At 69.4% G+C, this 13,171-nt stretch carries 9 protein-coding genes and 1 pseudogene; 4 read left to right on the top strand and 6 right to left on the bottom strand.

Going from position 1 to position 13,171, the window contains the following annotated elements; genetic code table 11:
- Position 1: 1 nt before the first annotated feature.
- Positions 2-1,327 carry a glutamate-1-semialdehyde 2,1-aminomutase gene (locus tag QC385_RS01825; RefSeq protein ID WP_279539447.1) on the top strand — a complete coding sequence of 442 codons (1,326 nt, stop codon included), beginning with the start codon at positions 2-4 and terminating at the stop codon, positions 1,325-1,327.
- Positions 1,328-1,334: 7 nt separating this feature from the next.
- Here QC385_RS01825 and QC385_RS01820 read toward each other — a convergent pair whose 3' ends face one another.
- Entirely contained in the window at positions 1,335-1,994 is a 660-nt protein-coding gene (locus QC385_RS01820; protein WP_279539446.1) for a phosphatase PAP2 family protein, read from the bottom strand.
- A gap of 157 nt (positions 1,995-2,151) precedes the next feature.
- Between QC385_RS01820 and QC385_RS01815 the strand changes: the two are divergent.
- A pseudogene (locus QC385_RS01815) lies at positions 2,152-2,565 on the top strand (carbohydrate ABC transporter permease); the annotation flags it as partial.
- A 62-nt stretch (positions 2,566-2,627) separates the two neighbouring features.
- Here the strand turns inward: QC385_RS01815 and QC385_RS01810 are convergent.
- Positions 2,628-3,416, bottom strand: coding sequence for a DeoR/GlpR family DNA-binding transcription regulator (locus tag QC385_RS01810; RefSeq protein WP_086849218.1), 789 nt, complete (start codon positions 3,414-3,416; stop codon positions 2,628-2,630).
- Positions 3,417-3,604: 188 nt separating this feature from the next.
- On the opposite strand from QC385_RS01810, the gene QC385_RS01805 reads away from it, so the two are divergent.
- Complete coding sequence (locus QC385_RS01805; protein ID WP_279539444.1) at positions 3,605-4,447, top strand: class II fructose-bisphosphate aldolase; 843 nt, start codon at positions 3,605-3,607, stop codon at positions 4,445-4,447.
- A gap of 466 nt (positions 4,448-4,913) precedes the next feature.
- The gene (locus tag QC385_RS01800) at positions 4,914-8,768 is read left to right on the top strand and encodes a DNRLRE domain-containing protein (protein WP_443032831.1); all 3,855 of its coding nucleotides are present in this window, start codon (positions 4,914-4,916) and stop codon (positions 8,766-8,768) included.
- An 84-nt stretch (positions 8,769-8,852) separates the two neighbouring features.
- Here the strand turns inward: QC385_RS01800 and QC385_RS01795 are convergent, their stop codons facing one another.
- The 4 genes from QC385_RS01795 to QC385_RS01780 form a co-directional block, all read right to left on the bottom strand.
- Positions 8,853-9,305, bottom strand: coding sequence for an SMI1/KNR4 family protein (locus tag QC385_RS01795; protein WP_279539443.1), 453 nt, complete (start codon positions 9,303-9,305; stop codon positions 8,853-8,855).
- 171 nt (positions 9,306-9,476) lie between these two features.
- Positions 9,477-10,700, bottom strand: coding sequence for a metallophosphoesterase (locus QC385_RS01790; protein ID WP_279539442.1), 1,224 nt, complete (start codon positions 10,698-10,700; stop codon positions 9,477-9,479).
- Between the two features lie 136 nt (positions 10,701-10,836).
- On the bottom strand, positions 10,837-11,295 hold the full coding sequence (locus tag QC385_RS01785; RefSeq protein ID WP_279539441.1) for a hypothetical protein: 459 nt from the start codon (positions 11,293-11,295) through the stop codon (positions 10,837-10,839).
- A gap of 185 nt (positions 11,296-11,480) precedes the next feature.
- The gene (locus tag QC385_RS01780) at positions 11,481-12,959 is read right to left on the bottom strand and encodes a non-reducing end alpha-L-arabinofuranosidase family hydrolase (RefSeq protein WP_279539440.1); all 1,479 of its coding nucleotides are present in this window, start codon (positions 12,957-12,959) and stop codon (positions 11,481-11,483) included.
- Between the last annotated feature and the right edge of the window lie 212 nt (positions 12,960-13,171).

Genomic DNA, 13,171 nt, shown 5'->3' with positions numbered 1-13,171 from the left:
CGTGGACACCGAAGAGTTCCAGCTGCCCAGATCGCGGCAGGCGAACGAGCGGCTGCACGCCGTGATCCCCGGGGGCGCGCACACCTACGCCAAGGGCGACGACCAGTACCCCGAGAACCTGGCCCCGGTCATCAGCCACGGCCGCGGCGCCCACGTGTGGGACATCGACGGCAACCGCTACATCGAGTACGGCTCCGGCCTGCGGTCGGTCAGCCTCGGCCACGCCCACCCACGCGTGACCGAGGCGGTGCGGCGGGAACTCGACCGCGGCAGCAACTTCGTCCGGCCGTCCATCGTGGAGGTCGAGGCCGCGGAACGCTTCCTTGCCACGGTGCCGACCGCCGATATGGTGAAGTTCGCGAAGAACGGCTCCGACGCCACCACCGCCGCGGTGCGCCTCGCCCGCGCCGTCACCGGGCGCCCGCGGGTGGCCGTCTGCGCCGACCATCCGTTCTTCTCCGTCGACGACTGGTTCATCGGCACCACGCCGATGTCCGCGGGTATCCCGGCGGCGACCACCGAACTCACCGTGGCGTTCCCGTACGGCGACCTGGCCGCCACACAGGAGCTGCTCGCCCGGCACCAGGACGAGGTCGCCTGCCTGATCCTCGAACCCGCCACCCACACCGAGCCGCCGCCCGGATATCTCGCCGGCCTGCGCGAGCTGGCCGACCGGCACGGCTGCGTACTGATCTTCGACGAGATGATCACCGGTCTCCGCTGGTCGGAGGCGGGCGCCCAGGGCCTGTACGGCGTCGTCCCCGACCTCTCCACGTTCGGCAAGGCGCTGGGCAACGGCTTCGCCGTCTCCGCGCTGGCCGGACGCCGCGAGCTGATGGAGCGGGGCGGGCTGCGTCACTCCGGCGACCGGGTGTTCCTGCTGTCCACCACGCACGGTGCGGAAACGCACTCCCTGGCAGCCGCGATGGCCGTGCAGACCACCTACACCGAGGAGGGCGTCACCGCGCGGCTGCACGCCCTCGGCGAGCGGTTGGCCGCCGGTGTCCGCGACGCCGCGGCGAGCATGGGCGTCGGCGACCACATCGTCGTCCGGGGCCGGGCCAGCAACCTGGTCTACGCCACCCTGGACGAGAACCGGCAGCCGTCCCAGCGGTACCGCACCCTGTTCCTGCGCCAACTCCTCGCGGGGGGGGTGCTCGCCCCGTCGTTCGTGGTGAGCAGTGCGCTCAGCGACGCCGACATCGATCACACCGTCGAGGCGGTGGCCCAGGCAGGTGCGGTGTACCGGAAGGCACTGGACGCGGCCGACCCCGCCCCCTGGCTCGCCGGGCGGCCGGTGAAGCCCGTCTTCCGCCGCTTGGCGTGACGTGACGTCAACTGTGCTTCCTCCGAGCGGAGTCGGCCGTCCGGTCGACCAGCCACGCGGTCGCCGGTGTCACCGCCAGCGCGGTGCACCAGCCGCCGAGGACGTCGGTCGGGTAGTGCGCGCCCAGGGCGACCTGCGCCCAGCCCATCGCGGCGCCGGCCACCAGCGCCGCGGCGAGCACGAGCAACGCGCCGGCCGTCCTGCCGAGGCCGAGCCGGCCGGCCGCGAGCAGCGCCACCATGAGGGCGAGCGCGGTGAGGAAGGCGGTGTGACCGCTCGGGTAGGACAGGTGCCCGTCGTGGATGGTGCGTCCCACCACGGGCTTGAGCGCCTTCGTCGTCCCCACGGCCAGGGCCGCGCCGGCAACGATGAACACCGCCGCGCGAGGACACCGGAGCAGCAGGCAGCCTGCCACGACGGCCACGACCAGCATGGCCGCTCCGGCGGGCTCTCCCAGGAAGTCCGTGGCCAGAGCGACGCCCCGCCACGGCGGCCGCACACTGTCCGCCGTCGGCTGGATGATCCACCCGTCCACCCTGCCGGGCTGGTCATGGCCGGCGTACAGGACCCCGAGCGCGACGACCACCAGCGCGGCGAGGGCCGCGACCAGCCCGAGCGCCGCACGCAGCGGCGAAGGCAGCACCGCGGGCGCCGACCGGCCGGTCACACGCCCACCGCGCCCGGTTCTGCTCCGGCCAGGCGATCCAACGCGAACTCCCCCCAGGGTCCCGGCCATCACCCTAACCAACGAGCCGGTTGCCGACGAACGTCTGGTGCTTCCGGGCTGCCGCCTCGCGTGCCTCGACCTGACGGACACCGCTGAAGGCCTCATCCTGGTGAACGCGGCGTTCAACCTGCCGTTCTGCGTGTGGATCCTCAACGCGTACTTCTCGAGCATCCCCCGGGAACTGGAGGAGGCGGCCTGGCTCGACGGCACCGGACGGTTCGGCTCCCTCACGCGTGTCGTCCTGCCCCTGGCGATGCCCGGTGTGGTGACCGCGCTCGTCTACACCTTCATCAGCGCGTGGAACGAGTACGTGGTGGCGCTCACGATCACCTCGTCCGGCGACCGGATGACCCTGACCAAGGCGATTCCCGGCTTCGTCACCTCGTACCACGAGCAATGGCAGTACCTGTTCGCCACGTCACTCGTCGCGATCGTGCCCGTGGTGGTGCTGTTCGTCTTCGTGGAGCGCCACCTCGTCGCGGGCCCGACCGCGGGCGGGGTCCGGGGATGACACCGCAATGCGCATCGGAGCCCAGGCCGCGGCCGGGAAGGCCACGGCCTCGGCGTGCGGTGTCAGGCGCGGATGACCTCCACACCGGCCGCCGTGAACGACTCGGTCAGCTCGTCCGAGGCGCCCTTGTCGGTGACCAGGACGTCGATGTCCTCCACCGGGCAGATGCGGGCGAAGGCCCGCCGGTCCAGCTTGGAGGAGTCGGCGACCGCGACGACCTGCTGCGCGCGGCGGGCCAGCGCCCGGTTGATGCTGGCCTCCCCCTCGTGGTGGGCGGTCGCCCCGTGGGCCACGTCGATGGCGTCCACCCCGATGAAGACCTGGTCCAGTGCGATCTCCGCGAGCAGTTCGGTGGCCAGCGGCCCGATCAGCTCATAGGACGCCGGCCTGGCCACCCCGCCGGTCACCACGAGCTTCACGTGGCGCCGTACGACCAGTTCGTTGGCGATGTTCAGGGCGTTGGTCACCACGGTGACCGCCGTCTCCGCGCCGCCGGAACTCAGGTCGGCCCGGGTGGCCAGTGCCCGCGCCACCTCGGTGGTCGTGGTGCCGCCGTTGAGCCCCACCACGGCGCCGGCCTTGACCAGCCCGGCGGCCGCGTCCGCGATCCGCTCCTTTTCCGGAGCCTTGCGCGCGGCCTTGTAGCGCAGTGGCAGGTCGTAGGCGATCGCGTTGATCACGGCGCCGCCGTGCGTGCGGGTGACCATCTGCTGGCGGGCCAGCTCGTCGAGGTCGCGCCTGATCGTCGCGGCGGAGACCCCCAACTCCTCGGCGGCCGGTTCGACTTCGATCCGTCCGTCGCGCGTCAGCATCTCCAGCAGCGCGCTCCACCGGGCCTGTGGTGCCGCCATGTCTCACAACTCCCTGTCGGTGATGTACGCCCCGATGTGCGCACCTCCATGAAACCACAGCGCTTGATTGGGTGTTTTATGGTCCACAAACGAGCAAAACCCTGCACGTGCCGCACGTCCATGCCGCTGCCCCAGCCGCTGCCCCTGCGGGCGTCGCGGACCTCGCGCACCACGACAGGAGGCCGTCCGTGCCGCTGACTCCCACCGCCGCCGTGGTGAGCTCCGCGTGCCGCGAGGGACGGGCCGTCGGCGCGTTCAACGTGATCACCCTGCACGCCGAGGCCGTGGTCACCGGGGCGGAAGCCGCGGGCCGCCCGGTCATCTGCCAGATCAGCGAGAACGCCGTGCGCTTCCACGGCAGCCGGCTCGCCCCGATAGCCCGCGCCACCGCCGCACTCGCCGAGGCGGCCACCGTCCCCGTGGCCCTGCACCTCGACCATGTCACCGACGAAGCGCTGCTGCGCCGCGCCGCGGACTGCGGCTTCGGATCCGTCATGTTCGACGCATCCGCGCTGCCGCACACCGAGAACGTCGCCGCCACGCGCGCTGCGGCACGGTGGGCACATGCCCAGGGGTTGTGGCTGGAGGCGGAACTCGGCGAGATCGGCGGCAAGGACGGAGTGCACGCACCCTCGGCACGTACGGACCCCGATCAGGCGCGCGACTTCGTGTCCGCCACCGGGGTCGACGCACTGGCCGTCGCGGTCGGCAGCTCCCATGCGATGACCACACGTACCGCCCGGCTGGACCACGGTCTCATCGCCCGCCTCGCCGAGGCGGTCCCCGTGCCGCTGGTCCTGCACGGCTCGACGGGCGTGCCCGACGCGGAGCTCAGGCAGGCGGTGGCGTCCGGCATGGTCAAGATCAACATCGGTACGGCACTGAATGCCGCCTTCACCGGCGCGGTCCGCGACGCACTCGCCGCGGCACCGGCGGCGGTCGACCCCCGCCCGGCCCTCATCGTGGCGCGGCGCGCGATGGCCGATGCCGTCACGTCGGCGCTGCGGGCCCTGTCGGGCGGCGGCGGGTAGGGGACGAGACGAGCCGACCGGGGGCCGTAGGACCGGTACGTCCCGAGGAGCTCGGGGCCCTTGGAGCGGCCCTCCATGAAGTCGCCGCCATTGGCGGCCGAGCCCCTGTTGTCGCACCTGGTGTCCGGGGTGGGCTGCCGGGGTGAAGAGGTTGGGCGCGCGGCTGCGGCCCGCGCGCACGGGCTCCAAGCGGCCGAAGTTTATACCCGGCTCTCCATCTCGCAAATCGCAACTTCATGAGATCTCTTCACGGCCGAGGACGGTATTCACGAGATCATCACGAAACCCATTGCAACCGTGACGGGTGTCACTCGGAACATTTCATTCCGTCCACAGTTTTCGCACAGGTGTCCCTACCGTTTCTTTGGCATCTTGCCGACCGACACGATCGGGAAAGGAACGAAGGCTCTTGTCCGAGCAGAGATTAGGGCGCCCGCTCAGCGGGCAAGGAAAGAGACGAACAGCGCTGGCAGTAGCCCTTTTACTGTCCGTCGAGGGCACGCTGCTGGCCGGCCAGTCAGCCGCCGCCACGCCCGCCGAGGAGACGACGAAGACTCCTGCTGCCGTGACGACGGCCAAGTCGCCCGGCACGGAAGAGATTTGGCGCTCTGACCTGGCCTGGGCGGCCAAGCACACCAAGGGCTCCAAGGCGTGGGCCCTGACCGAGGCGAAGAAGTCCGGCACGAAGGTCGTCGTCACCGACGAGACCACGCCCTCCAGTTACACCGTCGCCAACCCGGACGGCACCCTCACCACCGAGCTGACCGCCGGCCCCGAGCGGGTCTGGAAGAACGGCAAGTGGCGGAAGGTCGATGCCACCCTTGCCCAGAACGCCGACGGCAGCATCACGCCCAAAGCACATCCCAACGGGCTGCGTCTGGGCGGCAAGGGCGGCACCCTGCCGAAGTCGCTGCGCGCCGCGCAGGACGGCCCGGCCCGCGACCTGGTCACGCTGGGCAGCGGCAGTGATCAGGTGAGGCTGCAGTGGAAGGGCGGCCTGCCCGCCCCCGAACTCGACGGCACCCGTGCCCGGTACGGGGAAGCGGTGCCCGGCGCCGACGTGATCGTCGAGGCCACCCGTACCGGCTTCGAGCAGTTCGTCGAGATCGGCGAACGGCCCTCCGGCGCCTACTCCTACACCCTCCCGGTCAAGACGAAGGGCCTGAAGGCCAAGGCCGACAAGGACGGTTCGGTCACCTTCCGGGACGCGAAGACCGGTGCCGTGAGGGCCACCATGCCTGCCCCGGTGATGTGGGACGCCGCCGTCGACAAGGTCTCCGGCGAGCACCTCAACCGGGCGCGCGTCGACATGAAGGTCGTCGACAAGGGCGCGGGCGAGGTCGATCTGGTGGTCACCCCGTCAGCGGAGTTCCTCGCCGACCCGGCCACGAAGTACCCGGTCACCGTCGACCCGTCTACCTCCGCGCTGACGAACACCTTCGACACGTACGTGCAGCAGGGCGAGACCGTCGACTGGTCCACCGACGTCGAACTCGACTTCGGAAACCCCGGCACCAAGAACGCCGACGGCACGCCGCGCACCGCACGCTCCTACATCACGTGGAACACCACACCGATCCAGGATGCGCTGATCGTCGACACGAACCTGGCGCTGTGGAACTTCCACTCCGGCAACACCGACTGCACCGCCCAGAAGTGGACGGTCTGGGACACCGGCGCCCCGTCCACGTCCTCGCGCTGGGCGAACCAGCCAGCGTGGAACCAGGAGTACCACTCCTCCACGCAGACCAAAGGCAACCCGGACTGCGCCTCCACCCAGCCGGACGGCTGGATCAATGCCGACGTCGACACGCTCGTGCAGGCCTGGGCCTCCGCCAAGGTCACCCGCGGCCACATGGGCCTGCGCGCCGCGACCGACGACGTGAAGGCGTGGAAGAGGGTCAACTCCGCGAACAACGCGGCCAATCAGCCCAAGCTGTCCGTCACCTACAACTACCGCCCCTCGGACGGCACGAACCGGCAGGCCGGTGCGCCGTTCAAGTCGTACGCCGGTGTGTGGGCGGTGAACTCCACCACCCCGACCCTGCGGGACACGTTCACCGACCCGGACGGCGACAAGGTCAACGGCACCTTCCAGGTCTACGACGCCGCCACCGACAAACCCATCACCACCCCGGTCGGCGAAGGCCTGATCGTGTCCGACTTCGTCGACTCCGGCAAGCCCGCCTCGGTCACCGTGCCGGCCGGGCAGCTCCAGGACGGCAAGACGTACAAGTTCCGCACCAACGCCTACGACGGCACCCACTACAACCTCAGCTGGTCCCCCTGGACGCAGTTCGTCGTCGACACCACCGCGCCCGGCGCACCGGCCAGGATGACCTCGACCACTTACCCCGAAGGCCAGTGGGGAGGGGGAGCGGGCACTCCAGGCCGGTTCGAGGTGGGCACCGGCGATGACGGCGCCCGCGAGGTCCGCTACCGCGTGGACGGCATCGCCGACCTCGACGAGGGCGAGGGCGCGCTGGACGACCCCGAGACCGCGCTGCGGTCCCCCGCCCCGCGCGCAGGCGTCTGGCAGTCGATCGCGACCACCGCCGGCAACGCGGCGTTCGAGGTCACTCCCGGTGCCGAGGGTTCGCACTATGTCGAGGCGGCCACCGTCGACCGTGCCGACAACGTCGGCGAGGTCCGCGCCTACGGGTTCCGGGCGGGCACCGGCCCGCGCCGGACGAACCACATCATCGACATCGCCCTGCCCAAGCCCAGGAAGAGCGACGGCACCTGGCGGCAGGTGGACGGGACTCAGCCCATTCCCGACTGGAGCCCCGACGCCGTCATCCTGGAACCCGCCCGCGCGGACAGCGTCAAGACGCCTGACGGCAAGGTCGCCCGAGGCAAGGGCAAGGAGCGCTGCGAGGACTCCGGCAACCTCCGGATCTGCTCGAAGATCGAACTGCGGGAGGTGCTCAAGCCCGGCGCCGAGGCACCCGAGCGCGACAAGGCCTCCGGCGCCGAGACCCGGGCCGACGCGACGCCCGCACCGATCATCCCGTACTGCTCGCGGACGGGTCCGGCGGCCGACGGCACATTCACCCGTACCCAGGCGTGCCTGGGCTACCAGTACACCTACCGTGCCATCGAGATATCCAGCAACCAACCGCCCAAGCTCAAGGGCGTGGCGGTGTTCGACATCGAGGCGCAGGTGCTGACCGACGTCAAGTCCAAGGACATCAAGTTCTGGGCGAGGTTCGCTCCACGGCCGCTGCTGCCCAGCGAACCGCCGGTCACGGGCAGCATCAAGGTGAGGTTCGACCCCACCTGTGACTTCGGGTGCGCCAACAGCCCCACGTTCGACTGGGACGGGCCGATGACCTGGAACGGTTCCTACCCCACGGACCCGCATGAACAGACCGGTACCGCGGTGATGACGTGGGACACCGCCCTGGACGACCTGGGCAACGCGGGCCCGCATGACCAGGACCGGCAGCGCTCCTTCCCCATCGACTTCCGCATGCAGATCGATACCAGTCTGGACGGTGTCAAGCAGCAGAACGTCAAATTCGAGAACGGGCCGTTCACAGCCCGCTGCGACGCCGCGAACATCAACAACATGCCGCCGGGATGTGTGTTCCCGGCCAACAACCCCGGCTGGGTCATCGATCCGGCCACATACCCGGCCGCTGCCGTACACGCCGAGTTGATGGCCGCCAAGCTGCCGGGATATGTGGGAAGCGACTACAGCACCCCGCTGCACTACCTGCCGATGACGAAGAAGGGCAAGCCGCAGCGCAACCGCTTCGACCGGTCCGATCAGGAAAACCGCCGGGTCATCTGCGGCCGTTCGGGCGCAACGGGCTTCGTCCCGCACGACAAGACCGCCCTGTTCGACTACCTGCTGACGCCCAAGCCGAACAAGCCCGATCCGAAGGACAAGCCGTCATGTGACGAGTACGCCTTCAACGCCACCTACGAGTCCGGTGGAATGCCCAAGAACCCCGACGGCAACGCCAACCCCTACCTCGTCAGCAACGGTGAGCAGTGCGTGCAGACGTACGAGGGCCTGAGCGACGACGGCACGCTCCACCTCCGTGACGACGGGCGTTACCCCGAACCGGACTGGACGAAGGCCAAGTGCGGCCGGTCGTCCATGTCGCTGGAGGTCAACTCGGGGGCCATGCGCCTGTTCAGTCAGTTCGCGTCGGCGAATCGACTGCTGGACGCCGACGGCTACTACGTCTGGACGGGCCTGAAGGCCGCCGGATGCGACTGGACCGCGGCGAAGGTCATCTGCGACGCATGGGCCAACGGTTTCCCTGAGCGCAGTCGGTCGGCGCCGAAGCTCAGCGCGCCGCGCCGCTGACACCATCGGAAACGGCAACCCGATAGCCACCACCCCGCCCGTTGCAGGATGAACTCCTCAACGGGCGGGCGCCGTTCGGTGCCGTCAGTGGAGCGCCTGAAGTTCGTCGGCCACCTCCGTCAGGTACCCGGTCAGGGTGCTGCCATCGTCGTAAAGGTGGGAGAAGTCCTGCCGGTTCCACGACCCGGTCAATCCCGTCGCGGCGTCGATGAAGGTCCCGGTGAACGGGTCGTCAGGTTCGTCGGCGGTGAACGGGATCCATGTGGTCTCCCACACCCCCGGGTGATTCAGCAGGTCGTAGGCATCCAGGGCCTGGCGCACTCCGAGCAGTACTTCACCATCGGGCGTCAGCGGCCCGACCGGCCCGCCGCATCGCCGCCACAGCGTACGGAGGTCGGCGGGGAGGCGGAACCCCAGCTCGGCCTCTGCCTCGGCGATCAGCTCGTCGGAGGCGCCGGGAGCCACCGGGGTAGCTGGTGGGTGGAGCCTCAGCAAGTACTCGACACGTTCCCAGGCCGCGATCACGTCGTTGCTCATGGGTGGATGCTATCGACAGGCAGGGGACGGGAGTTCCGAGCGTCAGCTGCCCACAGCAGCGCTCACTGCTCCGCACATTTTGGTCCGCGATTGGTCCGGAAGCACTGGTCAGGACGGTACACCAGGGGGACGAACGGGGGAGTTGGTGCGCGAGTCGGGCTCGTCGAGGTATCAGGCTGAGTGGAAGGCGCCTGACGGGGAGCGGAGCACGAGCAGGGTGATCTCGCTGGGGGCGAAGACGCGGAACGGCGGGCCCCAGAAACCGGTGCCGCGGCTGGTGTAGAGGAGGGTGCGGGTGCCGTGGTGGCTGAGGCCGGCGAGCGCGGGCTGGTCGATGCGGACCAGGTGGTGGAAGGGCCAGATCTGGCCGCCGTGGGTGTGGCCGGAGAGCTGGAGGTCGATGCCTTCGGCTGCCGCCCGGTCGACGAACTTGGGCTGGTGTGCCAAGAGCAGGACGGGTAGGTCGGGGTCGGCGCCGTCCAGAGCTCCGGCGAGGTGGGCGCGGTGGCCTGCCAGGCCGGAGGACTCGGCGGTGACGTCGTCCACGCCGGCGACCACGAGGGTGTCGCCTCCGCGTTCGAGCAGCAGGTGGCGGTTGCGCAGCGGCTCCCAGCCCAGCTCGCCCATCAGGTCGACCCAGCCCTGGGCCTCGCTGTAGTACTCGTGATTGCCGGTGACGTAGACACGGGCATGGGTGGCCCGCACGGTGCCGAGTGGGACGGCCTGGGCGCGGCGGCGTTCGGCCGTGCCGTCCGCGATGTCGCCGGTGTGGCAGACCAGGTCGGCTTCCAGAGTGTTCACCGTCTCGCACACCCGCTCCGACCAGCGAGTGCGATCGAGGGGGCCGTAGTGGGTGTCGGTGATGAGGACGACGCGGGTGCCGTCCAACCCGGCACCCAGCCGTGGAAGCTGCACGTCGAGTCGGCGCACGCGCGGCACGCGGCGGGCTTCGGCGTACCCCCAGGCGAGTAGTACGGCGGTTATACCGAGGACGGCCCAGGTGACGATTCGGGCCCGGTCCTGACTCTCGTCGACGCCGGCCACGCTCAGGACGATCAGCAAGGGGACGCCGAGCAGAACGGACCAGGTGAACAGAACCCAGCTGGTGCCCAGCAGGGTGTCACCCACGATCGCCGCCCGGTCCTGCTGGCGCCGGCCGTGGCCGCGTGCCATCGCGAGCGGCATACCGACGAGGCCGAGGGCGAACAGGGCGGTGCCGGCCAGCGTGACGGGCAGCGGCCAGTGCTGGCCGGTGTGCAGGAGCACCCAGCAGGGCACGGACCACAGCAGGACGGGGGCGATCAGGGGGAGGTAGCGCATCACGCGGTGCAACCGGCTCTGCCGCGGAGCTTGCGCGTCGCTGTCGGCGGGTCGGGTGTTGCTGGTGTCGGTCACGCTTCCCCTCCCAGACCGGGCTGCCGTCTCGCGCACTGTATCCGGTCGCCCGCGGGCCGGCCGGACCGGCTTTGGCACGAGCCGCGATCAGCGCGCTACTGCCCCGGCTCGGGATATGCGAGCCGCCCCTCAGCATCTAGGCGTTCGGCCAGAACTGTGCGATGTAGCGCTCGACTCCGTGCACCACACCGTGCTGGGTCTGCGCAGATGCCGCCTCACGGCCGGCGCACACCACTCGCACCGTCCAGACGCCCGGCCCGTCCGACAACTCGATCGCCTCTGGCATCGGTCCTGCCGCCACCCCCCTGGCGCGCAACTTGCCCGAAGAACAAGCGATGCCGGCCAGGGCCGTCTCGTCCCACTCTCCGGCCGGCACGGCCGGCTCCCCGTCCCAGATCTCCACCGTCAGGGACGCGGTGTGGGTGTGCCCGGCACTGTGGAAATCAAGGCGCCCAGGGTGAGCGGTGAGGAACGTGCCGCTCTCGAAACCCTCAGGGAACAGCACAGGAACCCGTGTGTCGTCGAAGTCCTGCAAGGCCCATCCGTTGTAGTCCACATTCACCGGATACTCCTGGCGCCTGATCACGCTGGCCACGTCGCCCACCCCTTGTCGTCATCTGGCGCGAAGGGCTCCATCATCGTCGATCTTCGGCGGCGCGTATGCAGGTGGCTTGACTCAGTCATTGGGACTCATGACGTTGTCGCGTGACCCGGGCGGGCTCGGCCTCCGCCGAGCCCGCCACGCCGGCTCCGTACCGGGGCCGGACCCGTGTCACGCCGTCAGCGCCGCAGTGTCAGCAGACCCGGACGGTAGGGCCACTGGCTGTACTCGCCGCCGGAGTTGGGGTTGCGGCCCTGGTAGAGGAACTGGAGGTTGCAGGGATCGACGGTGAAGGTCTGATCGGCGCTGGTGCGGATCAGTTCGCCATGGCTGATGTCGTTGGTCCAGGTGGCGCCGCTGTTGGCCTTGCCGGCGAAGGGGTTGCTCTCGGTCGCGGCCTGGGGTGTCCATGAGCCGTTCAGACTGGTGGCCGTGAACGAGCGGAAGTAGCGGCCCTGCGAGCCCCTCGCTTCGACGATCATGAGGTAGCGGTTCTGGCCCTGGAGCTTGTAGACCTGCGGGGCTTCGAACAGGTTGTCCGCCGTATCGCTCATGATCGTTGTGTAGGTCGAGCCGAAACTGCTCGGGAAGTTCCCGATCGGCATGCTGGCCCGGTAGATCTTGCCGTTGTCACCGGCGAAGAACAGGTACATGTTCTGGCCGTCGGCGATGAGCGTCTGGTCGATGGGGCCGGTGCCGGAGCCGGTGATGCTTCCGGAGAAGAGCACCTTCTGTGCTGACCAGCCATTGGGGTTGGTGGGGTCGCTCGACGTCCGGTAGGAGAAGGCGCTCCCACCGCCCCACTGGTAGGCGAGCACCCAGATGTTCTTCGGCGCGAAGTAGAAGAGCGTGGGCGCGACGGTGGAAGCCGACATCGTGTTCTGGCTGGCCGAGGCCATCTCCGGCCAGTTGCTGAACAGGCCGAAGTTCATCGAACCCCAGCCCACTCCCGTTCCCGCGGTGCCGTGCGTCGTCGCATAGACGAGATGCCTGCCGTTGTAGGGGGCGACGGTGAAGTCCTTGAGCGAGGCCCACCCGGCCTTGGGCTGCGCCAGCGCGCCCGTCGATGTCCAGCGGTACGTCGACGGAAGATCGCACGTGCCAGGGGTGTCGCCGCCGACCTTGACGAGCCGCCACTGCTGGTTGGCGCCGCCCCAGTCGTCGTACTGGACGATGTTCGCGTTGTCGGCGGTGGAACCGCCCTGCACTTCCAGAGCCTTGTTGCTGTGGCGCGAGATGAGCCTCACGTGGCCGTCCGAACTGTCGGCCAGCCGCCACTGCTGGTTGGTGGCGTTCAGGTCGGCCCACTGGACGATCGAGCCGCCGTTCGCGGTGGACCAGTTGTGGACGTCCAGCACCTTGCCCGAGTGGCGGGACTTGATGCGGAAGTAGCCGCCCCCGGAATCGACGAACTGCCACTGCTGCTGGTTCTGATCGTTCCTGGTCCACTGGGTGATGCGGGCGCCGTCACCGGTCGCCATGTTGTAGAGGTCCAGGGCCTTGCCGCTGTTGCGATTGACCAGCACATACGAGGCGTTGGGGTCTACGGTCGCCGCGCCGGCGGGCTGGGCACCGAGGAAGGTGGCCACGAGCAGCAAGGGCGCGAGGACGGCGAGTAAGCGTCTCAGACGGACCGGGGACGGAAGGCGAGACCACATCAGAGGGCACTCCTTTGGGGGCGGGGGCGGGGGCGACGTGACCCCGATGAACCGCAGAGCGGCCTGCCGGGGGAGGCAGGGACGATCCGAAACATTTCGAAGAATTCCCGGAAAGCTTTGACGCCACAAGCTAGGAATGCGGGACCCTCCGGTCAAGACCTGTCGCAGATCTGTCTACAAACAGCGCCTCGCGTTTGGGCTTGACAGGCAGC

The organism is Streptomyces sp. DH10, assembly GCF_029813805.1.
GTDB classification, from domain to species: domain Bacteria; phylum Actinomycetota; class Actinomycetes; order Streptomycetales; family Streptomycetaceae; genus Streptomyces; species Streptomyces coeruleofuscus.
This window is presented reverse-complemented; position numbering and strand designations above follow the sequence as displayed.

Coding starts and splice junctions, on each gene's coding strand:
- QC385_RS01810 (WP_086849218.1), bottom strand. CDS start 3,416: ATGGCGGCACCACAGGCCCGGTGGAGCGCGCTGCTGGAGATGCTGACG.
- QC385_RS01795 (WP_279539443.1), bottom strand. CDS start 9,305: ATGAGCAACGACGTGATCGCGGCCTGGGAACGTGTCGAGTACTTGCTG.
- QC385_RS01780 (WP_279539440.1), bottom strand. CDS start 12,959: ATGTGGTCTCGCCTTCCGTCCCCGGTCCGTCTGAGACGCTTACTCGCC.